Source organism: Pseudomonas sp. NPDC079086 (assembly GCF_044542155.1).
GTDB lineage: Bacteria > Pseudomonadota > Gammaproteobacteria > Pseudomonadales > Pseudomonadaceae > Aquipseudomonas.
Genome location: NZ_JBITTY010000002.1, coordinates 893,464 through 916,518 on the forward strand (window position 1 = coordinate 893,464; position 23,055 = coordinate 916,518).

At 59.9% G+C, this 23,055-nt stretch carries 21 protein-coding genes and 3 tRNA genes; 2 read left to right on the forward strand and 22 right to left on the reverse strand.

All coding sequences use genetic code 11. From position 1 onward, the window contains the following. Positions 1-184: 184 nt before the first annotated feature. The 12 genes from ACIGEK_RS13845 to gspE all read right to left on the reverse strand — a co-directional run bounded on the left by ACIGEK_RS13845 (position 185) and on the right by gspE (position 8,042). Positions 185-261 (reverse strand) — tRNA-Asp (locus ACIGEK_RS13845). A 98-nt stretch (positions 262-359) separates the two neighbouring features. Continuing rightward, a tRNA-Asp gene (locus tag ACIGEK_RS13850) sits at positions 360-436 on the reverse strand. A gap of 32 nt (positions 437-468) precedes the next feature. Beyond that, positions 469-544: transfer RNA gene (locus tag ACIGEK_RS13855), tRNA-Val, on the reverse strand. A 125-nt stretch (positions 545-669) separates the two neighbouring features. Continuing rightward, positions 670-1,185, reverse strand: coding sequence for a type II secretion system protein M (locus ACIGEK_RS13860; protein ID WP_397493854.1), 516 nt, complete (start codon positions 1,183-1,185; stop codon positions 670-672). 2 nt (positions 1,186-1,187) lie between these two features. Then, the gene (gene gspL, locus ACIGEK_RS13865) at positions 1,188-2,324 is read right to left on the reverse strand and encodes a type II secretion system protein GspL (protein ID WP_397493855.1); all 1,137 of its coding nucleotides are present in this window, start codon (positions 2,322-2,324) and stop codon (positions 1,188-1,190) included. Next, a complete protein-coding gene (gspK, locus tag ACIGEK_RS13870; RefSeq protein ID WP_397493856.1) occupies positions 2,321-3,286 on the reverse strand; it encodes a type II secretion system minor pseudopilin GspK in 966 nt (321 codons plus the stop codon). Before gspK ends, gspL begins: the two co-directional genes overlap by 4 nt. Continuing rightward, positions 3,283-3,978, reverse strand: a complete 696-nt coding sequence (gspJ, locus tag ACIGEK_RS13875) for a type II secretion system minor pseudopilin GspJ (RefSeq protein ID WP_397493857.1) — start codon at positions 3,976-3,978, stop codon at positions 3,283-3,285. The genes gspK and gspJ overlap by 4 nt, the downstream gene beginning before the upstream one ends. Continuing rightward, on the reverse strand, positions 3,975-4,364 hold the full coding sequence (gene gspI / locus ACIGEK_RS13880) for a type II secretion system minor pseudopilin GspI (RefSeq protein ID WP_397493858.1): 390 nt from the start codon (positions 4,362-4,364) through the stop codon (positions 3,975-3,977). Before gspI ends, gspJ begins: the two co-directional genes overlap by 4 nt. After that, positions 4,361-4,903 (reverse strand): type II secretion system minor pseudopilin GspH, encoded by a 543-nt coding sequence (gene gspH, locus ACIGEK_RS13885; RefSeq protein ID WP_397493860.1) that lies wholly within the window; start codon positions 4,901-4,903, stop codon positions 4,361-4,363. Before gspH ends, gspI begins: the two co-directional genes overlap by 4 nt. A gap of 5 nt (positions 4,904-4,908) precedes the next feature. After that, complete coding sequence (gspG, locus tag ACIGEK_RS13890; RefSeq protein WP_397493861.1) at positions 4,909-5,334, reverse strand: type II secretion system major pseudopilin GspG; 426 nt, start codon at positions 5,332-5,334, stop codon at positions 4,909-4,911. A gap of 3 nt (positions 5,335-5,337) precedes the next feature. Further along, positions 5,338-6,555 (reverse strand): GspF family T2SS innner membrane protein variant XcpS, encoded by a 1,218-nt coding sequence (xcpS, locus tag ACIGEK_RS13895; RefSeq protein ID WP_397493862.1) that lies wholly within the window; start codon positions 6,553-6,555, stop codon positions 5,338-5,340. Continuing rightward, positions 6,555-8,042 (reverse strand): type II secretion system ATPase GspE, encoded by a 1,488-nt coding sequence (gene gspE / locus ACIGEK_RS13900; RefSeq protein WP_397493863.1) that lies wholly within the window; start codon positions 8,040-8,042, stop codon positions 6,555-6,557. The genes xcpS and gspE overlap by 1 nt, the downstream gene beginning before the upstream one ends. A gap of 324 nt (positions 8,043-8,366) precedes the next feature. Here gspE and ACIGEK_RS13905 point away from each other — a divergent pair, with 324 nt between their 5' ends. Together ACIGEK_RS13905 and gspD are read left to right on the forward strand one after the other, a co-directional pair. Continuing rightward, on the forward strand, positions 8,367-8,936 hold the full coding sequence (locus ACIGEK_RS13905; RefSeq protein WP_397493864.1) for a type II secretion system protein N: 570 nt from the start codon (positions 8,367-8,369) through the stop codon (positions 8,934-8,936). Between the two features lie 4 nt (positions 8,937-8,940). Further along, positions 8,941-10,896 carry a type II secretion system secretin GspD gene (gene gspD, locus ACIGEK_RS13910; RefSeq protein WP_397493865.1) on the forward strand — a complete coding sequence of 652 codons (1,956 nt, stop codon included), beginning with the start codon at positions 8,941-8,943 and terminating at the stop codon, positions 10,894-10,896. Between the two features lie 76 nt (positions 10,897-10,972). Here the strand turns inward: gspD and ACIGEK_RS13915 are convergent, their stop codons facing one another. The 10 genes from ACIGEK_RS13915 to ACIGEK_RS13960 form a co-directional block, all read right to left on the reverse strand. Further along, positions 10,973-12,184: an O-succinylhomoserine sulfhydrylase gene (locus tag ACIGEK_RS13915; RefSeq protein ID WP_397493866.1), complete on the reverse strand. Its 1,212-nt coding sequence runs from the start codon at positions 12,182-12,184 to the stop codon at positions 10,973-10,975. Positions 12,185-12,229: 45 nt separating this feature from the next. Further along, a complete protein-coding gene (purF, locus tag ACIGEK_RS13920; RefSeq protein ID WP_397493867.1) occupies positions 12,230-13,738 on the reverse strand; it encodes an amidophosphoribosyltransferase in 1,509 nt (502 codons plus the stop codon). Positions 13,739-13,782: 44 nt separating this feature from the next. Next, positions 13,783-14,337 (reverse strand): CvpA family protein, encoded by a 555-nt coding sequence (locus tag ACIGEK_RS13925; protein WP_397493868.1) that lies wholly within the window; start codon positions 14,335-14,337, stop codon positions 13,783-13,785. Positions 14,338-14,485: 148 nt separating this feature from the next. Then, a complete protein-coding gene (locus tag ACIGEK_RS13930) occupies positions 14,486-15,094 on the reverse strand; it encodes an SPOR domain-containing protein (protein ID WP_397493869.1) in 609 nt (202 codons plus the stop codon). Continuing rightward, positions 15,078-16,385 (reverse strand): bifunctional tetrahydrofolate synthase/dihydrofolate synthase, encoded by a 1,308-nt coding sequence (gene folC, locus ACIGEK_RS13935; protein ID WP_397493870.1) that lies wholly within the window; start codon positions 16,383-16,385, stop codon positions 15,078-15,080. Before folC ends, ACIGEK_RS13930 begins: the two co-directional genes overlap by 17 nt. After that, positions 16,382-17,266, reverse strand: coding sequence for an acetyl-CoA carboxylase, carboxyltransferase subunit beta (gene accD / locus ACIGEK_RS13940; protein ID WP_397493871.1), 885 nt, complete (start codon positions 17,264-17,266; stop codon positions 16,382-16,384). Before accD ends, folC begins: the two co-directional genes overlap by 4 nt. Positions 17,267-17,484: 218 nt before the next feature. Next, positions 17,485-18,105, reverse strand: coding sequence for a phosphoribosylanthranilate isomerase (locus ACIGEK_RS13945; protein ID WP_397493872.1), 621 nt, complete (start codon positions 18,103-18,105; stop codon positions 17,485-17,487). Positions 18,106-18,156: 51 nt separating this feature from the next. Continuing rightward, entirely contained in the window at positions 18,157-19,023 is an 867-nt protein-coding gene (gene truA / locus ACIGEK_RS13950; RefSeq protein ID WP_397493873.1) for a tRNA pseudouridine(38-40) synthase TruA, read from the reverse strand. Positions 19,024-19,026: 3 nt separating this feature from the next. Then, the gene (locus ACIGEK_RS13955) at positions 19,027-21,843 is read right to left on the reverse strand and encodes a FimV/HubP family polar landmark protein (protein WP_397493874.1); all 2,817 of its coding nucleotides are present in this window, start codon (positions 21,841-21,843) and stop codon (positions 19,027-19,029) included. A gap of 154 nt (positions 21,844-21,997) precedes the next feature. Next, positions 21,998-23,008 carry an aspartate-semialdehyde dehydrogenase gene (locus ACIGEK_RS13960; protein ID WP_397493875.1) on the reverse strand — a complete coding sequence of 337 codons (1,011 nt, stop codon included), beginning with the start codon at positions 23,006-23,008 and terminating at the stop codon, positions 21,998-22,000. Between the last annotated feature and the right edge of the window lie 47 nt (positions 23,009-23,055).

The following is a 23,055-nucleotide window of genomic DNA, read 5'->3' on the forward strand; positions in this document are numbered from 1 at the left end:
GCAGATGAACGCAAGATGACAGTTTGTCGCACAACCAGATTCAGGCCAATTGCGGAAAATTACAGGCAATAAAAAATGACCGGGAGTCATTTTTAACGTCGCGAAGCGACGGCCCGAAGGGTTGCCGCCATGGATGGCAGGTAATAAAAAACCCGCTGATATCGCTATCAGCGGGCTCTCTATATGGCGCAGCGGACGGGACTCGAACCCGCGACCCCCGGCGTGACAGGCCGGTATTCTAACCGACTGAACTACCGCTGCATGTCGGTGGACTTTCGTCCGTACAACTCTTGCTTCATCTGATGAATCAGCCTTTAGGCTTTTCCATCTCAACCTGAACCATCTCAGACTGGAAAATATGGCGCAGCGGACGGGACTCGAACCCGCGACCCCCGGCGTGACAGGCCGGTATTCTAACCGACTGAACTACCGCTGCGCGTCGGTGGACTTTCGTCCGGTTCACAAGAGTGGTGGGTGATGACGGGATCGAACCGCCGACCCGCTGCTTGTAAGGCAGCTGCTCTCCCAGCTGAGCTAATCACCCGCTGCTTGCGAGGCGCGAAATTTACGCAAGGGCCGCACCTAAGTCAACACCCTGCTTCAAGTTTTTCTAAAAAAGTGCAAAAAGAACTGTCCTTCGCAGGTGCCATCACAGGGCACGCCGCACCATTATTGCGCCACCCGCAGGCTTAACCGAGCGGCCACCTTATTGTCTTCGGCACGATCCAGCCCGGCTTCGGCGATTTGCACACCCTGTTCCTGCAGCACAGTGAACCAACGCAGCAACTGGGCAAAAGGCGCCGGCTGCAAATTGAGCTGCACGGCGCCATCGCCGGCATTGTCCAAACGCTCGATGGTAAGGCCCTGAGTCGCAGCCGTGGCCGTGACCATACCCTGCAGCCGCGCCGGATCAATCGCCTGTTGCGGGGTGCTGGCCACATTGCGCGCCGCCGGCGCCTGGCTATGCAGATAGGCATTCAACTCGCGCTGTGTTTCAAACGCACTGCGCGCTGCAGCAAGGCGCTCCTGCGTCGGCTGCCAAAGCGCCAGATAGAGCAGCACCAGCAGCAGAAACGCGCCCAGGCTGCCAAGCGAGAACTGCTCACGAGGCGCCAGAGCACGCCAGCGCTGCAACAACTGCGAATTATCCAGCTGCGCGGTAAAACCTTTGCTTTGCGAGACCATGCTCATCCTCCGATCACCACGCGCGCGCTGACGCCTGCACCTTCACGGCTGGCCGAGCCCAGTTGTACCGCCAGGCCACTTTCCTGCAAGCGCTCACGCAGACGCTCCAGTTCGGCAAAGCCGGCAGCCTGCACCTGCATGGCCAGATCGCCACGTACTTCACTGAAATCCACCTGACTGATCTGCACCTGGCCGCCCTCTGTAGCCATCGCGCCGCTGACCTGGGCAAGTAAGCCGAGCAAACGGGTTTGTCCGCCGCCTGCCCCTGCCTGTAGATGTTGATCAAACTGCGCACGCAGGTTGACCAGCTTGCTGTCCTGCGGGAACAGCTCCCGGTACAACGCGGCACTGGCTGCGGCGTATTCATCGGCCTGACGCTGCAGGTGCCAGCCCTGCGCGAGATTGAAGCCCCACTGCAACACCAGCCACATGCCGACCAGCCCCAGCAATGGCCGCCAGCGTTGCCACTGACCACTACTGCTTTGCACGGCGAACTCGCCCTGGGCCAGGTTATTGCGTAGCGGCTGCTGGGCCAGCCATACAAAGGGATCGGCTACGTCCATGCTTTCATCCACCGGTTGCGGCGCTGGGTGCTGCGGGTCACACCAGGCAACTTGTGGCTGCGCACACAGGGGGCTCAGCTGCGGCCAGTCCTGCGCCTGCAGCGCCATCCGCGTGACATTCTCGCCGCCCAGCAACCAGCGACCGTGCAGCGAAAAAAGCGCAGTACCCGATCCAGGAAGCAGATCGGCATCCACGACAATCGCCTGCGGCGCTGTGGGGCACAACGCCAGCCAGCCAGCCAGCCAGCTGCGGCGCACGGCAAACACCCGGTGACGGCCATCGGCTAATTGCTCGCCCAACGCCAGGTGCATCAGCTCGACTTCTTCAGCAAGCAACTCTTCCACCGCAAACGGCAGCGCCTGACGCAACCAGCGGGCTTTGCGCGTCGGCAGATTGACCGCGCAGGAGGTAACCGCCTCAACGGGCAGGACCAGGGTCCAGCTGCCACCCACCTGCGCCTGCACTTCGCTGAACGCCAGGGTTTCGCTGCCCCCATCGGCCACCCACTGTACGGGTAGCTCCGCCTGCGCACCGGCACAAGCCGCGGGCGGCAGAAATACATAGGTCTGACTCATGGTTCGACTTCCTCAACGGGCGTGGGCGGCATACCGCCCTGCCCCAAATCACGGGCTAGAACATACAGCTGACCATCGCTGGCGCGCTGCAAGGTGCTGCGCAAAACCTGACGGCGCTCACCAACAGTGACTTCGCTGAGCACCTGAAAATACTGACTGCCGACCGCCAGGCCCTGGCTCTGCACCTGCAAGCCGCTGAGCTGCGCGGTAAAGCTCGGTAAATCACGATAGCCCTCACTGCCCCGCGCGGCGACCAGGCCCTGGGCGGTGCTCAGGGGCAACCCTTCAGCCACGCTGGCCAATACCCGCGCGCTGGCGGTATTGACGTTAAGCGTGGCATCCGCCGGCAACGCGCTGACATAGGGCGACAGGCGCTGGTAATCCGCCTCGGTCATTTCCAGCAACAAGCGCAGTTCGGAGACATCCTTCAACTCTCGGTTGCCCGCGCGATAAGGCGGCTGCGCCAGCAGATATTGATTGTCTTCCGCGCCGTAACCACCGCTGGGCTGATCATCAGCGTCCAACCAATCGAGCAGGCGCTCGGCGTAGGGCGCTTCGATCTGCAGCCCCAGCAGCAGACGGCGCAACTGCGCCACGGCGGCCTCATTGGGCTGGCCCTGACGCAGCAGGCTGTTGAGATTGAAACGCCCAGTCAGATCGGTGATCTGCACACGCAAGGCGCCGCCCTCATCCAGGGCAAAGGGCGCACGGGCTTTAGCCCACGCCTCGCCCGTATGATCCACCGGCGCACTTGGATCACCCTCACGCAAGTCACGCTGCAGAATGGCCTTGGCCAAGGTTTCGCCGCCCAGGGCGTAATGCCAGGCCTGGCGCACATGCAGCTGATTGGCGCTGCTGCGAATAGACAGTTGCTGGCGGGCGATAATCCCAGCGCTAACCACTGTGACCACCGCCACCACCAACAAGACGGTGATCAGCGCCATGCCGCGCTGCCGACTCATGTGCGCGGCTCCTCAGGAGTATCGCCGCCTGGCTCAGCGGGGTCGTCAGGGCTCGGTTTAGGCGCCTGCTGCAGACGCTCCGGCAAGCCTTCGGGCAGACGCAGCACACGGCGTAATTCGCCATAGCGGCGATGCTCGAGAACCAATTCAATAGCCTGCGGCAACAATTTGAGCGCATCGTCCGGGTTATTACCCAGTGGCGGCCAACTGGTTTGCCAGCTGCCCTCCTGATCCAGATAGCGCAATTGCAGTCGAGTCACCCCATCCAGCGCCTGTTGCACCTGCGGCTGGCTGTCCTGCGCCTGATCCAGCACGGTCCAGTATTGGCGCTGCCACTGCTCCCCACTGAGCTGCCAGCGCACGCGCTGCAGGCCGGAGCGCGACTGCCCCAGGGGATTGCGCCAGCCGCTGCGAGTCAGTTCCAGGGCTGGGGCATCCAGGTCTTCACCCAGCAAGGCGGCGCGTGGGTCACCAAAAGGGTCGCGCGTGGGCCTGGCCTGCACCTGCAACACATCGCGCTCGAATGCGGCCATGGCGCGCACCAGCTCACGCAGCTGCATTTCATGGGCGCGGGTGACCTTGTCGGTTTGCAGCACGCTGTCGAGCATGCGGTAGGTGCCCAGCCCCAGCAGGGCAAAGATGGCGATGGCGATCAGCAATTCGAGCAAGGTAAAGCCACGCGCCGCCCTCATTGCATCACCCCGAGAAAACCATTCAGGCTGACCACCGCGCGCTCACGCACATCACCGCCCGAACGCTCCTGCTCTGCCGGCGCAACCCAGAGGGTGACGCGGCGCATATCCGCCTCGCTGGTGGCCAGCACCTCGCTTTGCCACTGCCAACGCCGTCCGGCGAATTCAACCTCGCCCTGCTCACGACCATCGGCGACCGGACTCTTCGACAGTTGCAGCTCAGCCAGGCGGTTGTCGGCAATCCACATGGCCAGGGTCTTTTCTTCCAAACGCGAAGCGGTCTGCAGGCTGCGCGCAGTGGCAGTCAGCACACTGGCGGCAACCATGGCAAAAATCGCCAAGGCGATCAGCACCTCAAGCAAGGTAAAACCGCCCGCGCGCCTCATCGTTTACGCCCTGCTGTTTGCTCAGTTTCGACCTTGGGCAACTGAAAACCATCGCTGACCAATTGCAGACGCAAACCATCAGCGCGGCGCTCGGCCAGACGAAGACGAAACGGGCTGATCTCGCCGCTCGACAGCAGCAACAACTGCGGCGTCAATGTGCCTTTACTCGGCTCTTCGCCTTCTGGCAGCGGCAGCTCCAGCGCAACACCTTCCAACTCGACGCTCAGCTCGGCCCAACCTGGCAGTTTGTGCGGCTTGGCCGACAAGGCCTGCCAGCTCTGCTTCGCCGAGTCGTAGCGCAGCACCTGGTAGGCCTCACGACTGAGCAGCAGGCCGTATTCCTGGTTATCCAGCACCGCTTCCTCGGCCAGCACGCCAATCAACCCGGCCAGCCGTTCGGCTTCGTTATGCAACTCGCGCCCAGGACCGGCGATGCCCACACTGAGCACAGCAATGCCGATCAGGCTGCCGAGAATCACCAGCACCACCAGCAGTTCGATCAGGGTAAAGCCCCAAGCCTGGCTCGGTTGCTGGCGCATGGGAATCAGAGGTCCCAGTTACCGATATCGGTATCCTGATCGCTGCCGCCTTCCTTGCCGTCGGCGCCCAGCGAATACAGGTCGAAAGCGCCCTTGGTACCCGGTGCCAGGTATTGGTAGACATTGCCCCACGGATCGACCGGCATGCGCTTAAGGTAGCCGTCGCGGTTCCAGTTTTTCGGCTGCGGGTTACCGGAGGGCTTTTTCACCAGCGCTTCCAGGCCCTGCTGGGTGCTCGGGTAGGCGTGGTTGTCCAGCTTGTACATATCCAGCGCGGCGGCCACGGCCTTGATATCGCCCTTGGCCACGGTGACCTTGGCCTGATCAGGCCGACTCATAACCTGCGGCACCACCAAGGCGGCGAGGATGCCGAGGATCACCACCACCACCATGATTTCGATCAGCGTAAAACCTGATTGACGCTTGTTCACTGCTTACCCCACCAACTGATTGAGAGACAGAATCGGCAGCAGAATGGCCAGCACGATCACCAGCACCACCGCCCCCATAAAGACCAGCATAAAAGGCTCAAAAAGCCCCACCAACAGCGCCACCTGGGCACTTAGATCGTTTTCCTGATTGCGCGCGGTGCGCGCCAGCATCTGGTCCAGCTCGCCCGAGCGTTCGCCGCTGGCGATCATGTGCAGCATCATCGGCGGAAACTGGCCGCTGGCTTCCAGTGCGCGGGTCAGGCTGCCGCCCTCGCGGACCTTCTGTGCGGCTATCACCACGTCCGCGCGAATCACCCGATTGGCGATCACCTGCGCACCGATACCCAGGGCTTCAACCAACGGCACGCCGCTGCGGGTCAGAATCGCCAGGGTCGAGGCAAACCGTGCGCAATCGGTGGCGCGAATCAAGCGCCCCACCAACGGGATACGCAGCAAAAAGCCGTGCCAACGCGCCTTGACCGCATCATCACGCAACGCCCAGCGCAAGGCGAACACGCCAACAATGGCGACAATCACCGCCAGCCAACCCCAACCCTTGACCCAATCACTCAGGGCAATCAGGCCGCGAGTCAGCGCCGGCAGGGTTTGCCCGGAGTCGATAAACACCCGCACCACGTCTGGCACAACATAACCCAGCAAGAAGCCGACAATCAGCAAGGACGCGCACATCAGAATCAGTGGATAGAGCAGCGCCAGTTGGATTTTTTGCCGCGACTGCTGGCGTTGCTCGGTGTAGTCGGCCAATTGCTCCAGCACCGGGCCAAGGTGGCCGGCATGCTCGCCCGCCGCCACGGTGGCGCGGTAGAGCTCGGGAAACGCCGAAGGAAATTCTTTCAGGCTGCTGGCCAGGTCGTGGCCTTCCAGCACCCGCGCGCGCACGGCCAGCAGCATGCTTTGGATACGCGGCGAGCTGGCTTGGGCAGCGGCGGCGCGCAGGGCTTCCTCAATCGGCAAGGCAGCCTGCACCAGGGTCGCCAACTGCCGGGTAATCAGCGCCAGATCACGGGCGGAAATACCGCGGGCAAAACTGAAGTGCGAACCTGCTCCAGCATGTTCCCGGGTACGGGTGGCTTTAACATCCAGCGGCGCCAGTTGCCGCTCGCGCAGAATCTGCCGCACCTGGCGCGCACTGTCGGCTTCCAGCACGCCTTTCTGCTGGCGGCCTTTGCCGTCGAGGGCAAGGTATTCGAACGCGGCCATTATTCTTCTCGAGTCACGCGCAGCACTTCCTCGACCGTGGTCGCCCCTTCCAGCACCTTGCGTCGACCATCGTCACGGATGCTCGGGCCTAGACTGCGGGCGTGGCGGGTCATGTCCTGTTCGGAAGCGGCGTTGTGAATCAGGGTGCGCAGGTGATCATCAAATACCACCAGCTCATAGATACCGGTACGGCCGCGATAACCTTGCTGATGGCACTCGGCGCAGCCACGGGCGTGATACAGGGTCGGCGGCGGCGCAAGCGCCACGCCAAGCAATTTGCACTCGGCTTCATCGGCTTGATAAGCCTCTTTGCAATGCGGACAGAGCACCCGCACCAGGCGCTGAGCCAGCACTCCGAGCAAGGACGACGACAACAGAAACGGCTCGATGCCCATGTCCACTAGGCGGGTGATCGCGCCGATGGCACTGTTGGTGTGCAGGGTAGAGAGCACCAAGTGACCGGTCAACGAGGCCTGCACGGCGATTTCAGCGGTTTCCTTGTCGCGAATCTCACCGACCATCACCACGTCTGGGTCCTGACGCAGGATGGCGCGCAGGCCACGGGCGAAGGTCATATCGACCTTGGAATTGACCTGGGTCTGGCCGATGCCCTCAAGGTGATACTCGATCGGATCTTCGACGGTGAGGATATTGCGCGTGCGGTCATTCAGGCTGACCAAGCTGGCGTACAGCGTGGTGGTCTTACCCGAACCGGTAGGCCCGGTGACCAGCAGAATGCCGTGGGGCTTGCGCACGGTGGCTTCCATCTGATCGCGATCACGCGCGCTCATGCCTAGGTGCTGCAAGTTGAGGCGGCCAGCCTGCTTGTCGAGCAAACGCAGCACCACTCGCTCGCCATTGGCCGATGGCAAAGTCGAAACCCGCACATCTACTTCGCGGCCGCCGACTTTCAGGGAAATACGCCCATCCTGCGGAATGCGTTTCTCGGCAATATCCAGCCGCGCCATGACTTTAATCCGCGACACCAGCAAAGCCGCTAACTCGCGCTTGGGTTCCAGGACTTCACGCAGAATACCGTCTACGCGAAAGCGCACGACTAAGCGCTTTTCGAAGGTTTCAAGGTGGATGTCCGAGGCGTTTTCCTTGATCGCTTCGCCGAGGATGGCGTTGATCAATCGAATGATCGGCGCGTCATCTTCCTGCTCCAGCAGGTCTTCGGTTTCTGGTACCTGCTCGGCCAGCGCGGCCAGATCGAGACTGCCGCCGATGTCCTCGGCCAACTGCATAGACGCCGAATCATGCTGATAGGCCTTGGCCAGGGCCTGTTCGAAGGCCTCGGGCGACAGCGCCTGCAGCGGTAACTGCGCGCCAACAAAGCGCTGCGCCTCGCTCAGCGCAACCAATTCGACGCCCACGCGATAAACCAGACAAGGAACGCCGCCCTCCACAACGAGGACCACACCGTGACGCCTGGCAAAGCTGAAAGGTAAACGCCGTGATGGCACTTCTGTAAGCAACGCATTCATCCGTAATATGCCTTAAGCACAGAAAGCTGATGATGAACCCAAGAATATCAAGCGAGGGCTCAAAAACTGGGGTTTTGCAACATAGTTGTTGTAAGTTAGCCGCAATAGAGCGAAAAACAGCGCGCTATCTTTAGCACATTGAACTGGTCTATACACTACCCCAACCAGGGGCTGCCAAATGCTTGGCAAATGTCTATGATCAGCGCGCGAACCACACCACATAATAATAAGTTACGGAGTGACGCCCCCTTGCAGCTTATGGCTCCACAACGCTGGCTAAAGCGCCAGGCCACCTCTCTTGCTGGCATCGCGCTGATTCTTGTTATGAGCGTCAGTCTGGCCTGGCAGAGTGCCGATTGGCTGCGTTTGCTGCGCGCGCCCGTAGCAGCCAGCAACAACAGTTCCAACGAAGCGCCAGTGGCGGCAGTCAATCCCGAGATCGGTCAACTGTTCGGCCGCAACAGCGCCGCCAACGACGGCCCCGCCCCCAGCACCAACCTGCGCCTGACACTGCTCGGCAGCTTTGTACATGCAAATCCGCAACGCTCCACAGCAATCATCCTTAGCGAAGGCAGCACGGCCCAACGCTACAGCATCAACAGCGAAATCAGTAGCGGCGTGCGCCTGCATTCGGTGGCTCCTGATCGCGTCGAACTGCTGCGCAATGGTCGCCGTGAAAGCCTCAGTTTCCCGCTCAATAGCTCGACCACCAGTAGCGTACAAAGCAACACCCAGGAGGTTATGGTCGACCCGATTGAGCAGCTCAGCGAGATGGAGTCCGATGACCTGAGCCAGCTGCGTGAACGTATGGATGCCTTACGCCAGCAGATGCAGGATTCCGGCAGCCTGCCGGGCACTGCAGAACCCACCGAACAGCCCACGGAAGAAAACTGACACGATGACCCCCACTCTCTCGCGCCTTACCTTCGCCCTACTGGCCGCTGGCCTAGTCTGCAGTTCGCTACCACTGAGCGCTGCTGTTACCGCCATCGCGCCGAGCGCCAGCCAGCAGGAAGAAAGCTGGACCATCAACCTCAAAGGCGCCGATATCCGTGAGTTTATCGATCAGGTCGCACAGATAAGTGGGCAGACGTTTGTTGTCGATCCACGGGTCAAAGGCCAGGTCAGCGTGGTATCCAACAGCCCGCTGACACTCACCGAGGTCTACCAGCTTTTTCTCTCAGTGATGGCCACCCACGGTTTCAGCGTGATTACCCAGGGCGACCAGGCGCGCATCGTACCCAATGCCGAGGCCAAGTCCGACGCGGATGCTGGGCGCAGTGCGCCAGACCGCTTGGAAACCCGGCTGATCCAGGTACAGCATGGCTCGGCCGCCGAGCTGATTCCGCTGATTCGCCCACTGGTGCCGCAATACGGCCACCTGGCAGCGATCAGCAGCGCCAACGCGATCATCATCAGCGACCGTACGGCCAATATCGAACGCATCGAAGACCTGCTGCGCCAGCTCGACCAGAAAGGCCAAAACGATTACAGCGTGCTCAACCTGCAGCATGCCTGGGTAATGGACACCGCCGAAGTACTGCGCAGCGCCGTGGATCGCGGCCAAGCCAAGGGCGCGTCCGGCACGCAGGTGATTGCCGACGGCCGCACCAATCGCCTGATTCTGCTCGGCCCACCGGCAGCCCGGGCCAAGCTAGTGGCCCTGGCACAATCGCTAGACACCCCCACCAGCCGCTCGGCCAATACCCGGGTTATCCGCTTGCGCCATGGCGATGCCAAAAGCCTGGCGGAAACCCTCGGAGAAATCTCCGAGAAACTCAAACCCGAGACTGGCGGCGAAACCACCGGCAAGCCGCAGACCATCCTGATCCGCGCCGACGAGAGCCTCAACGCCCTGGTGCTACTGGCCGAGCCTGATGTGGTGGCAACCCTGGAAGACATCGTGCGCCAGCTCGACGTCCCCCGCGCCCAAGTGATGGTTGAAGCGGCGATTGTCGAAGTATCCGGAGATATCAGTGACGCGCTGGGTGTGCAGTGGGCCGTCGATGCCCGTGGTAGCACTGGCGGGCTGGGTGGTACTAACTTCAGCGGCACCGGACTGTCAGTAGGACGGGTCTTGCAAGCCATTCAGGACAGCGGCAACGACAGCGGCAGCGACAACAACACCCTGGCCAACCTGCCGGACGGCGCAATCATCGGACTGGGCACTGACAGTTTTGGGGTGCTGATTACTGCACTGTCGGCCAACAGCAAGAGCAATCTGCTGTCCACGCCCAGCCTGCTGACCCTGGACCACCAGAAGGCAGAAATCCTGGTCGGGCAAAATGTGCCGTTTCAGACGGGTTCCTTCACCACCAGCGCATCGGGTGCCGACAACCCCTTCACCACCATCGAACGCCAGGACATCGGCGTGACCCTGAAGGTAACCCCGCATATCAACGATGGCGCTAGCCTGCGCCTGGAAATCGAGCAGGAAATTTCCTCCATCGCCCCAACCAGCCAGGGCGTGAATGCCGTCGACCTGATTACCAACAAACGCTCGATCAAGAGCACCATCCTCGCCGAGAACGGCCAGGTTATCGTGCTCGGCGGACTGATTCAGGATGATGTGACCCAGGCTGACTCCAAGGTGCCGCTGCTGGGCGATATCCCATTGATCGGACGCTTGTTCCGCTCGACCAAGGAAACCCGCATCAAGCGCAACCTGATGGTCTTCCTGCGTCCGACCGTAATCCGCGATGCGGCCGGCATGGCAGCTTTATCCGGGAAAAAATACAGCGACATCCGCGTACTTGGCGATATCCGCGAAAACTACCGACCTGGCATTCTGCCGCGCGACCCGGTACAGCTGTTCGACCAGGCCGAACCTGAGGCTATCGATCTGCGCGAATAACTCTCTGTAATAAAAAGGCCCTGCTTAATTAAAAGCAGGGCCTTTTCTTTAACGCTGACAACATCGCTCAGAGCGCTTAGAGCGCCGCCAGGCCGCGAGCCAAATCCGCTTGCAGGTCAGCCAAGTCTTCCAGGCCCACCGCGACGCGGATCAGGTTGTCACGAATACCGGCGTTAGCCCGCTCGGCAGAGCTCAAACGACCATGCGAGGTGGTCGCCGGGTGGGCAATGGTGGTTTTGGTGTCACCGAGGTTGGTGGTGATCGAGATCACCCGCGTGGCATCGATAAAACGCCAGGCCGCCTCTTTGCCGCCCTTGACCTCAAAGCTGACCACGGCACCGAAGGCACTCTGCTGACGCTTGGCCAGCTCATGCTGTGGATGGCTGGGCAAACCGGCGTAGTACACATGTTCGATGCCTGGCTGCTGCTGCAGCCACTGCGCCAATTGCAGCGCGCTGGCGCAATGCGCCTGCATACGGATGCGCAGGGTTTCCAGGCCTTTGAGGAAGATCCAGGCATTGAACGGGCTGAGTGTCGGCCCCGCGGTACGCAGAAAACCCACCACTTCGGTCATCAGCTTGGCCGAGCCTGCAACCACACCGCCCATGCTACGGCCCTGGCCATCGATGTATTTTGTCGCCGAGTGCATCACCACATCGGCACCCAGCTTGAGCGGTTGCTGCAACGCCGGGGTGCAGAAACAGTTGTCCACCGCCAGCAGTGCGCCTTTGCTGTGGGCGATGTCCGCTAGTGCAGCGATATCCACCAACTCAGCCAACGGATTGGACGGCGACTCGACAAACAGCAGCTTGGTATTGGGCTTAAACGCCGCCGACCAGGCATCCAGATCGGCCAGCGGTACATAGTCGACCTGCACACCAAAGCGCTTGAGGTACTTCTCAAACAAGCTGATGGTCGAACCGAATACGCTGCGCGACACCAGCACATGATCGCCGGCGCTGCACAGGCTCATGACAATGGCCAGAATCGCCGACATACCGGATGAGGTTGCCACCGCCTGCTCGGCGCCTTCCAGAGCGGCAATACGCTCCTCAAAGGCGCGTACGGTCGGATTGGTGTAGCGCGAGTAGACGTTGCCCGGCACTTCGCCGGCAAAACGCGCGGCAGCATCGGCCGCGGTACGGAACACATAGCTTGAGGTCGGGTAGATCGCCTCGCTGTGCTCACCTTCCGGCGAGCGGTGCTGACCGGCGCGCACCGCCAGGGTATCGAAGCCGACGCCGTCAAGATCGCTGTCCAGACGCCCGGCTTGCCATTCAATCGTCATTACCAATTCCCTCAACCAGCCCGCCGTAACGGGCCGGACTGCAACCTAGTTGTTGTACAGGTCGATAATCGCGCTGACAGCCTGGGACTTGACCTTCGAGAGGTCATTTCGCGCCTGCTCGATCTTATTCAGGTAAGCCTCGTCGACATCGCCGGTGACGTATTTGCCATCGAACACCGCGCAGTCGAAGTTATCGATCTTGATCTTCTTGCTACCACTGACCGCCTCGATTAGATCCGGCAGATCCTGGTAGACCAACCAGTCGGCACCAATCAGCTCGCAGACTTCCTCGGTGGTGCGGCCGTGAGCGATCAGCTCATGGGCGCTAGGCATGTCAATACCGTACACATTCGGGTAGCGCACGGCTGGGGCTGCCGAACAGAAATACACGTTCTTGGCCCCCGCCTCGCGAGCCATCTGAATGATCTGCTTGCAGGTGGTGCCGCGCACGATGGAATCGTCCACCAGCATCACGTTCTTGCCGCGGAATTCAAGCTCGATGGCGTTGAGCTTCTGCCGTACGGATTTCTTCCGTGCAGCCTGGCCCGGCATGATGAAGGTACGGCCGATATAGCGGTTCTTGACGAAGCCTTCGCGGAACTTAACACCCAGGTGATTGGCCAGCTCCAGCGCAGCGGTACGGCTGGTATCAGGAATAGGGATGACCACATCAATGTCATGCACTGGGCGTTCACGGAGGATCTTGTCGGCCAGCTTCTCGCCCATGCGCAGGCGCGCCTTATAGACCGAGATGCCATCCATGATCGAGTCCGGACGCGCCAGATAGACGTGTTCGAAGATGCACGGTGCATATTTCGGGTTGCTCGCGCACTGACGGGTATACAGCTTGCCATCTTCAGTGATGTACACCGCTTCGCCCGGCGCGAGATCGCGGATCAGGGTGAAACCGAGCACGTCGAGGGAGACACTTTCCGAGGCAATCATGTATTCCACGCCCTCGTCGGTATGACGCTGACCGAAGACGATCGGACGGATACCATTGGGATCGCGGAAGCCGACAATGCCGTAACCGGTGATCATCGCCACAACCGCGTAACCACCCACGCAGCGCTCATGCACGTCAGTCACTGCAGCGAATACATCTTCTTCGGTCGGCTGCAATTTGCCGCGCTGCGCCAATTCGTGGGCAAACACGTTGAGCAGCACTTCCGAATCGGAGTTGGTGTTGACGTGGCGCAGGTCAGACTCGTAGATCTCCTTGGCCAGCTGCTCGACGTTGGTCAAGTTGCCGTTGTGCGCCAGGGTGATGCCGTACGGCGAGTTGACGTAGAACGGCTGCGCTTCAGCGGAGCTGGAGCTGCCCGCAGTCGGGTAGCGCACGTGGCCGATGCCCATGTGGCCAACCAGGCGCTGCATGTGACGCTGTTGGAACACATCACGCACCAGGCCGTTGTCCTTGCGCAGGAACAGGCGGCCATCATGGCTGGTGACAATACCGGCAGCATCCTGGCCGCGGTGCTGGAGGACGGTAAGCCCGTCATACAGCGCCTGATTGACGTTCGATTTACCGACGATACCGACAATGCCGCACATGTGACGCAACCCCTACTCAATGAAACACGATGATTCGCAACGCACTACGGCAGTTTAGGCTGCAGCAGTGCCTCTTTGAACGGTAATTCCACCGGCGCGGAAACGCCGCTGGCAAGCCACTCACTGGACAAACCGAGAATCAGGTTTTTCGACCAGTCAGCAACCATCAGAAAATGCGGCAGCAGAGCTGACTCCTGCCACCAGCTGTCTTGTTGCACCGGAGCCAAGCTGATCAGACCGACCAGCACTACGACCAGCAGGCCTCCGCGCGCCGCGCCGAAAACCATGCCGAGAAAACGATCTGTCCCCGACAGCCCGGTTACCCGGATCAACTCCCCAATCAGGTAATTGACCAAGGCACCAACCAACAAGGTGACCACAAATAGAATCGCGCAACCTGCAATCACGCGCGCCGAGGGCGTATCGATAAAACCCACCAGGTGCTGCGACAGTGCGCCGCCAAACATCCAGGCAACCACGCCAGCAATGATCCAGGTAAGCAGCGACAGGGCTTCCTTGACGAAGCCTCGGCTCAGACTGATCAGACTTGAAACGGCGACAACGGCGATAATCGCCCAATCGACCCAGGTGAATGCCACGATGCAGGTTACCGACGAGAAAGGCGCTGCATTTTAGCAGAGCACCTGTGCGGGGCGTAAGCAAAGGATTCGCCAACCGCTGAAATGCCCAACCAGCCTAATGGGAGGCCAGGCAGCTCAGCTTGGCGGAGCACGCCAAGCCGCCTGATCAGCTCGCTTCGGGCTGAAAACGCACCACAAAACCATTGAGCTTATGCTGACGATTGAGCTGATCGCGCAGACGATCGGCCTCTGCACGCTCAATCAACGGCCCGACAAACACCCGATTCATGCCATCGAAGCTTCGGATATAGGCGTTGTAGCCCTGACTGCGCAGGGTTTTCTGCAGCTTCTGCGCGCCATCAGTACTGGACAGACTGGCCAACTGCACCGACCAACTGATTGGCAGACTATTGGCGTCCAGCTTACTGGGTGCTGGCTGAGGCGACTTTAAAACAGGCTCAGGCGTAGCCGCTGGTGTCGCTGGAGTAATTGGCGCGGTCGGCGGCTCACTCACAACCGGCTCACTCGACTCCAGACTTTGCTCAGCGTCGGCGCCAATCGGCTCATCAGGTAATAACTGCGGCTCAGGCACGGCCACCGGTTGCAATTCGACCTCAGGGGCCTCGGGCGCCACCGGCATTGCCGGTGCATCAACCTGAACCCGCTGCGACTCATCTTCACGCGACAGCAGCATCGGCAGAAAAATCACTGCTAGCGCCAGCAATACCAGCGCACCGACCATGCGCTGCTTCAATCCCTTATCCAGCAAAGCCATCCTGCACGCCCCCATTGGCTTGGCGGGCCAGCCAATCCAGGGCCTCGGCCACGCAGTAGAAAGATCCAAACAGCAGCACCTCATCCCCATCCGAAGCCTGCTCACACTGAGCTTCAAGTGCTGCCTGCACATTGGCATAAGCGGCCACCTGTGCCCCGCTATTTTGCAGATGCGCCTGCAACTCAGTGGCTGCACGCGTACGACTGGTCGGCAAAGCCGCCACCGCCCAGCTGTCCACTTCATTTAACAAAGGCGCCACCACACCGGGCAGATCCTTGTCAGCCAGCAAACCGAATACGGCCAGCCGCTTACCTGACAACGCCCGACTAGCCAAGCGCTGAGCGAGGTACTCGGCAGCATGGGGATTATGCCCAACATCGAGCAGCAGCGTGAGTGACTTACCCTGCCAATTAAGTATTCTGCGATCCAGCCGCCCGGCCACTCGCGTCTGCTGTAATGCCTGGCTGATCAGCTCAGGCTGCCAAGGTAATTGCATCACTGCATAAGCCTGCAGAGCCAGAGCAGCGTTTTCCATGGGCAAATCGAGCAGCGGTAAGTGCGTCAAGCTCAGCACTTCGCCTTGATGGTTAAGGCCGTACCAGGACCAGTCCTGTGCAGTGATACTCAGGTCATAGTCACGGCCACGCAAAAAGAACGGCGCGTCGAGCAGGGCCACCTGGTCCAGCAAAGGCTGCGGCGGTTCTAGATCGCCACACAGAGCAGGCTGGCCGGCGCGGAAGATGCCAGCCTTTTCAAAGGCAACCGACTCACGGGTATCACCCAACCAGTCGGCGTGATCGATGCCAATACTGGTGACCAGGGCGATGTCGGCATCCAGCAGATTCACCGCATCCAGCCGACCGCCGAGACCAACTTCCAGCACCAGAGCATCCAGACCGGCCTGCTGAAACAGCCAGAACGCGGCCAGGGTGCCCATCTCGAAATAGGTCAGCGAGGTTTCACCGCGCGCAGCTTCGACCACGGCGAAGGCTTCGCAGAGCATGGCGTCAGTGGCTTCAACGCCCGCGATTTGCACCCGTTCGTTGTAGCGCAACAGGTGCGGTGAGCTGTAAACACCGACCTTGAGCCCCTGCCCTTGCAACAGCGCGGCAATAAATGCACAGGTCGAACCCTTGCCATTGGTTCCGGTGACGGTAATCACCCGCGGCGCCAGCTTGGCCAGGCCAAGGCGCTGCAGCACTATCCGAGAACGCTCCAGCCCCATATCAATGGCACTGGGATGCAGTTGCTCCAGATAGCTCAGCCAATCGGCAAGGGAGCGCTCGGTCATGTAGTCGCCGGCAAGGCTACAGGCGAAGGCAGCCCCATAAACTGGGCCAGCAAAAGCGCCAGGCGCGGACGCAGTTCGGCACGGTGAATAATCATATCGATGGCGCCGTGCTCGAGCAGAAACTCGCTACGCTGGAAACCTTCAGGCAGTTTCTCGCGGACGGTCTGCTCGATCACGCGCGGACCGGCAAAACCGATCAGCGCGCGAGGTTCGGCAACAATCACATCACCGAGCATGGCCAGACTGGCAGACACGCCGCCATACACCGGGTCGGTCAGCACAGATATAAACGGAATACCTTCTTCACGCAGACGCGCCAGTACAGCCGACGTTTTGGCCATTTGCATCAATGAGATCAGCGCTTCCTGCATGCGCGCACCGCCGGATGCAGAGAAACACACCAACGGGCATCGCTGCTCCAGGGCTGCGTTGGCGGCGCGGACAAAACGCTCACCGACGATGGCGCCCATCGAGCCACCCATAAAAGAGAACTCAAAGGCGCAGGTCACAATCGGCATGCCTTCCAAGGTACCGCGGATGGCCACCAGAGCATCTTTCTCACCGGTCTGCTTCTGTGCACCGGTGAGACGGTCCTTGTACTTCTTGCTGTCACGAAACTTCAGGCGATCGACCGGCTCAAGGTCAGCACCCAGCTCTTCGCGCCCCTCGGCATCGAGGAAGATATCCAGGCGCGCGCGAGCATCGATACGCATGTGGTGATTGCACTTGGGGCAAACATCCAAGGTCTTTTCCAACTCAGGCTTGTACAGCACGGAGTCGCAAGATGGGCACTTATGCCACAGGCCTTCGGGCACCGAACTCTTCTTGACCTCGGAACGCATGATCGATGGGATCAGTTTGTCTACTAACCAGTTGCTCATGCTCTTGTCTCTCCAAAGCTGTTAACCGGACGGGCTGCGCTAAATGCGACCTGGCCTAATCGGGAAAATTCATGGGTACAGTCGTTTCAGGGGCCGGTGCACAGCCATCAGCATTTACGCACCCGCCGCCTCTAACGACCGCCTGCAGCGTTTATCCAACCTGCAACAGGGGTATGGACGGCCAAGTCGGCAGCGTCGTCACATCAACCCCGCGCACCTCAAGCAGCCTTGACTGCCTGCATAAAAGCGCGAATCTTCTCAGCGTCCTTGATGCCCTTGGCTATTTCTACGCCACCACTGACATCCACGGCATAGGGACGCACCTGAGCGATGGCCTGTGCAACGCTCTCAGCAGTCAGTCCGCCCGCCAGAATAACTGGCTTGTTCAAGCCTTGAGGCACCAGTGACCAATCGAATGCCTCACCTGTGCCGCCCGGAATACCTGGCACATAGGTATCCAGTAGCACGCCACTGGCATTCTTATAGAGCGCAACCTGCGCGGCAATGTCATCACCTGGTTTGACCCGTAGCGCCTTGATGTAGGGACGGTGATAGCCCTCACAGTCGGCTGGGGTTTCGTCGCCATGGAACTGCAACAAATCAAGTGGCACCGCATCAAGGATTTCCCCAAGCTCGCAGCGGCTGGCATCAACGAACAACCCTACCGTGGTCACAAAAGGTGGCAAGGCGGCAATGATCGCCCGCGCCTGCAACACCGTAACAGCGCGCGGGCTCTTGGCATAAAACACCAAGCCAATAGCATCCGCGCCTGCCTCGACAGCCGACAATGCATCCTCTATGCGGGTAATGCCACAAATCTTGCTGCGAACGGCTGACAACAGGATGACCTCGATAAACTCAGTGGAAGCCGGATGCTAGCAAATAGCCTTTCAGGCGTCAGCCGCCACATCGGGCAAGCCGGAAAGAAAATGCGGCCCAAGGTAGCGCTTGGGCAGGTCGAACTCCTCAGGGTAATCGACCTGCACCAGATACAACCCATAAGGATGCGCAGTCACGCCGCCGGTACGCCGCACGCGGGTTTCCAGCACTTCCTGCGCCCACTCAACAGGTCGCTCGCCCGCACCAATGGTCATCAACACCCCCGCGATGTTGCGCACCATATGATGCAGAAAGGCATTGGCGCGGATATCCAGCACGATAAACCGCCCGTACTGCAGCAGTTCCAGGTGATGCACAGTTTTGATCGGTGACTTGGCCTGGCACTGACGGGCACGGAAAGCGCTGAAATCATGGGTGCCAATAAATGCCCGAGACGCCTGGCGCATGCGTTCAACATCCAGCGGCCGATGGTTCCAGGTCACCTCTTCGGCCATATGCGCCGGACGAATCTGGTCGTTATAAATCACATAACGGTAGCGCCGCGCCTGAGCGCAGAAACGCGCATCAAAGTGCGCCGGCATCGACTTGGCCCAGGTCACACTGATATCACCAGGCAGGTTCATATTCGCGCCCATGACCCAGGCATGCATGGAGCGCTCGACCGGCGTATTGAAATGCACCACCTGAGCACTGGCGTGCACTAGCGCATCGGTACGCCCAGCGCAGCTTAGCGTTACGGGAACACCGCCTGCGACTTTCGCCAGGGCCTTTTCCAGTGATTCCTGAATCGAAGGCACACCAGCACGCTGGCGCTGAAAGCCGCGATAGCGCGAACCTTTGTACTCAACGCCCAGGGCTATCTTGAAAACGCCAACGGCAGCCGAATCGGCTGCCGTTGTAGTAAGACCATCAGACATGTATCAGACCAATTTAGCGATCAGCTCACGCGCTTCATTTTGCTGACCTTCGTTACCTTCAGTGATGACTTCATCGAGGATATCGCGAGCACCTTCGGTATCACCCATGTCGATGTAGGCGCGAGCCAGATCGAGCTTGGTTGCTGTCTCGTCGGTACCCGACAGGAAGTCGAAGTCATCGTCATTATCCATACTGGACGAGGCGGTACTTGCCGGCGCATCTAGATCAACAGGCTGATCCAGATCGTCAGACAAAATATCCAGCTCAGCGCTGACTTCATCCAGTTGAGCAGCGAAGCTATCGCCCGATGGCTGCGCAGGCGCCTCATCATTCAGCGACAGATCGAAATCAGCCGATAGATCAAAGTCACCGCCTGTCTGCTCATCCGGCAGATCAAACCCTGGCTCAGGCACGACCGGCGCAGCACTTGGCTCGTCATCCAGACTCAGCAGGAAGTCATCTTCGGCAGCCGCAGCTGGCTTGGCCGGGGTATCCAGATCCAGACTGAAATCAGCCAGATCACCACTTAGATCAAGACCGCTATCGCCGCTATCAGACAGGCTCAGATCAAAACCCAGGTCGTCATCCTTGTTATTGGCTTGCTCAACCGGCGAACTGAAATCCAGATCGTCATCCAGAGACAGGCTGTCCAGGTCATCCAGGGAAGCAGTGTTACCGGCAGCCTGCAGATCACGATCCAGCTCGGACTCAAGATCATCCAGACTCAGATCGAATGCATCATCCTGCTCGTCAGTAGCGGCTTTCGGGCTCGGCTCGTCCAGGGCCAGGTCGTCCAGACTGAAGCTGTCCAGATTCTCTTCAGCAGCCGCAGCAGCAAAGCCTGCAGCTGCCGTAACAGCCATGGCTGGGTAGCGAGCCTTGATTTGATCAAGCTCAGCGGCACTACCGCCGATCTCACGCAGTTCGTTGTCCTGACGGGCAAAACCATTGCGGTCACCCATCTCGGCATAGACTTCCATCAATTTCAGACGCAGATCACTGCGCTGTGGCTCATCATTGATCGCGCCTTGCAGCAACTCAGCAGCCTGCGGGAAGCGGCCATAGGCAATGTATATATCCGCTTCGCCCAGTGCATCGCCAGTTTGCGCGGTCACACGTTCTTCATTTGGCAGATCAGTTTGCTGACCATCAAGGTCATCAGCCAAACCGGCAAAGCTGTCATCTGGCAGATCCAGACCAGCGCCCAGATCGGACGAGCCGTCATCGGCAGCCAGGCTTTCCTGCAACTCGGCTTCTTTCAGTGCATTGCGGCGCGACAGCATCATCAGTGCAATCAGCAATACCAGCAGCGCACCACCACCAGCGGCGCCCAGCAACATCGGATTGGCCAATAGATCATCAATAGTGCTGCTTTCAGCTGGCGGTTCGACCACAACTGGCGCTTCGACAACTGGGGCAACGGGGGTTACCGGAGCTGGCTCGGGAGCAGCAATAGGGGCTGGCTCAGGCGGCGCGACTGGTGCAACGGCTTCTGGCTGGGCAGCGGGTTCTTCACTGTAATTAAAATCCGTTTCGCCAGTTGCTGCAGGTACTACGGGTGTCGATGCAGCTGGATCTTGTGGTGCAGGCTCAACTGGAGCAACCGGTGTTTCAGCTACGACTGCCTCTGGAGCGACAGGGGCAACCGCTGGAGCCTGACCTTGCGCAGCAAGATCAGCCTGCAGTTTGGCCATCTGGTCGTCTTTCAACTGAATCAAACGCTGCAGTTTGTCGAGCTGGCTCTGCAGATCCGTCATGCGGCCCTTCAGCTCATCGTTTTCACGACGGCTGGAGTCCAGGCTTTCCTGGGTCACGGCTAATTTGTCAGTCAGCGCCTTACTGTCAGCTGCGCCTTTGTCGCTACCGGCCGTAGCTTTTCCGCTATCAGCAGCAACCAGTTTCAGGCTATCGCCGGTTTCAACTTTGGCTGGAGTAGCTGCGGCGCTGGTACGCTTGGTGGCATCCAGCTGACGGGCGCTCGCAGCGACACTGCGCCCTTCACGCCAGGCTGCATTCTGCTCGGCTACCTGAGCGATGGCTTCGCCCTGAGCACGACTCTTGACCTGCTGCTCATCAGGCAGACGCAGTACCTGGCCATTTTTCAGACGATTGATGTTGCCACCGATAAAGGCATCCGGGTTCAGATCCTGAATCGCCAACATGGCTTGATGCACACTGCCGCCGGCACGCGCACGCTGGGCAATTTCCCAGAGGGTGTCGTTGGCGGTGGTTTTGTATTCATTGCCTTCCAGCGGCTTGGCAGCTGGAGCAGCAGGTGCGGCTGGAGCCGCTGGCGCTGCCGGTTGAGCCGCAGCAGTTGCTGGACGCGGTGCGGGCGCTGGAGTTTGTACGCGTGGCGCGGGGGCCGGAGCGGCTGCAGGCATCTGCGCAGCGGCAGGAATAACGCTCTGCGGGGTATACAGCGGCGGATCAAGCAGTACGGTGTACTCACGCAGCAAACGGCCATTCGGCCAGAGCACTTCAACCAGGAAATTCAGGTAAGGCTCGCGCATCGGTTTGCTGGAGGTCACCCGAATGACGCTTTTGCCATTGGGCTTGAGTACCGGGGTGAACTTCAGGTCAGTCAGAAAAAACTGACGATCAACGCCAGCTTTATTGAATGCTTCAGGGGACGCCAGGGTCGGTATAACTTCGTTGGAAGCCAGGTCACGCACTTCCAGCAACTCAATCTCAGCCACCAGCGGTTGATTGAGCGCCGATTGCAGGGTCACTTCACCCAGCCCCAGCGCGTGCGCCATACCGGATGACAGCGCCGAAGCAGCTGCGATTGCCAGCACCAGTTTGCGAACCCGAACCATAGCGTTATCCCTTGTTTTATCTTTTTTTCTCGACCAGCGAGAGGATGTTGAAAATTGCTGCCTGTCACGTCCAGAGACGTAACCCCATTCAGCAATCAACTCAGCCAGTATTGCCAAGCTCGAAAGATTCTTCAAATTTCTAGGTAAGTATCTTTTACAGATAGTGTTTTATCAACAACTCGGCTAATTGCACAGCATTTAGCGCCGCGCCTTTTCTCACGTTATCAGACGTAATCCACAAATTGAGTTCGGCTGGATCGTTCAAACCAGCGCGCACCCGGCCAACATAGACCACATCCTGGCCAACGGCGTCGCCGACAGCGGTTGGATAATCATCCAATTCCACCAGCTCCAGAGCCGGCGCAGCGTCCAGAGCGGCACAGACCTGCTTAAGATCGATGGCCGCTTCGGTCTGCAATGAAACGCTCAGGCTGTCACCAAAAAATACCGGCACCTGGATGCAGGTCACCGCAACCTGCAAATCAGGCAATGCCAGCAGCTCTTTGAGTTCGCTGGCAATCTGCCGCTCCAGCGCAGCGTGCCCTGCACTATCGGTCTGCTCAACCTGCGCTAGCAGATTAAATGCCATCTGCCGATCGAACAGCTGCGGCTCGAACGCTCGACCATTGAGCAGTTCCGCGGTTTGCCGCGCCAACTCGGACACCCCTTCCCGCCCGCGACTGGATACGGCCAGGCAGGCCGTCACAGTCACCCGTTGAATGCGGACTTGCTCAGGCAACGCCGCCAGCACGGCGGCCAGCGCAATACCCGGGGCACTTGGACTGGTCAGCAGATAGGGCGCGGACAAGCTCGCCAATACGGCAGGATTGACCTCGGGAATCACTCGTGGCGCCTGCGCAGCGGGCAAACCACTGGCCAGATCGATCACCGCGCAGCCCGCCGCTGCAGCCTGTGCGGCATATTTCTGCGTCACTTTGCTGCCGGCAGCTAAGAACGCCAGGCGCACGCTGGCAAAGTCGAAGGTTTCCAGATCACGTACACGCAGGTTCTTGCCCTTGTAGGACAAGGAGCGCCCGGCTGACTCACCGCTGGCTACCAGATGCAGATTGGCCACCGGGAACTCGCGCTCCTCCAGCAGCTGCACCAGGGTTTCGCCAACGCTGCCGGTGGCGCCAATAACGGCAATATCAAAAGTGCGGGTCATGACAAGGCTCGAGGAAATAAGCCCAGCACTGTATAGGCGCACCCGCC

What these genes read in the sequence shown, in the direction of transcription:
- ACIGEK_RS13860 (WP_397493854.1), bottom strand. Translation starts at nt 1,185, where the DNA reads ATGGTCTCGCAAAGCAAAGGTTTTACCGCGCAGCTGGATAATTCGCAG.
- gspL (WP_397493855.1), bottom strand. Translation starts at nt 2,324, where the DNA reads ATGAGTCAGACCTATGTATTTCTGCCGCCCGCGGCTTGTGCCGGTGCG.
- gspK (WP_397493856.1), bottom strand. Translation starts at nt 3,286, where the DNA reads ATGAGTCGGCAGCGCGGCATGGCGCTGATCACCGTCTTGTTGGTGGTG.
- gspJ (WP_397493857.1), bottom strand. Translation starts at nt 3,978, where the DNA reads ATGAGGGCGGCGCGTGGCTTTACCTTGCTCGAATTGCTGATCGCCATC.
- gspI (WP_397493858.1), bottom strand. Translation starts at nt 4,364, where the DNA reads ATGAGGCGCGCGGGCGGTTTTACCTTGCTTGAGGTGCTGATCGCCTTG.
- gspH (WP_397493860.1), bottom strand. Translation starts at nt 4,903, where the DNA reads ATGCGCCAGCAACCGAGCCAGGCTTGGGGCTTTACCCTGATCGAACTG.
- xcpS (WP_397493862.1), bottom strand. Translation starts at nt 6,555, where the DNA reads ATGGCCGCGTTCGAATACCTTGCCCTCGACGGCAAAGGCCGCCAGCAG.
- gspE (WP_397493863.1), bottom strand. Translation starts at nt 8,042, where the DNA reads ATGAATGCGTTGCTTACAGAAGTGCCATCACGGCGTTTACCTTTCAGC.
- ACIGEK_RS13905 (WP_397493864.1), top strand. Translation starts at nt 8,367, where the DNA reads ATGAGCGTCAGTCTGGCCTGGCAGAGTGCCGATTGGCTGCGTTTGCTG.
- gspD (WP_397493865.1), top strand. Translation starts at nt 8,941, where the DNA reads ATGACCCCCACTCTCTCGCGCCTTACCTTCGCCCTACTGGCCGCTGGC.
- ACIGEK_RS13915 (WP_397493866.1), bottom strand. Translation starts at nt 12,184, where the DNA reads ATGACGATTGAATGGCAAGCCGGGCGTCTGGACAGCGATCTTGACGGC.
- purF (WP_397493867.1), bottom strand. Translation starts at nt 13,738, where the DNA reads ATGTGCGGCATTGTCGGTATCGTCGGTAAATCGAACGTCAATCAGGCG.
- ACIGEK_RS13930 (WP_397493869.1), bottom strand. Translation starts at nt 15,094, where the DNA reads ATGGCTTTGCTGGATAAGGGATTGAAGCAGCGCATGGTCGGTGCGCTG.
- folC (WP_397493870.1), bottom strand. Translation starts at nt 16,385, where the DNA reads ATGACCGAGCGCTCCCTTGCCGATTGGCTGAGCTATCTGGAGCAACTG.
- accD (WP_397493871.1), bottom strand. Translation starts at nt 17,266, where the DNA reads ATGAGCAACTGGTTAGTAGACAAACTGATCCCATCGATCATGCGTTCC.
- truA (WP_397493873.1), bottom strand. Translation starts at nt 19,023, where the DNA reads ATGTCTGATGGTCTTACTACAACGGCAGCCGATTCGGCTGCCGTTGGC.
- ACIGEK_RS13955 (WP_397493874.1), bottom strand. Translation starts at nt 21,843, where the DNA reads ATGGTTCGGGTTCGCAAACTGGTGCTGGCAATCGCAGCTGCTTCGGCG.
- ACIGEK_RS13960 (WP_397493875.1), bottom strand. Translation starts at nt 23,008, where the DNA reads ATGACCCGCACTTTTGATATTGCCGTTATTGGCGCCACCGGCAGCGTT.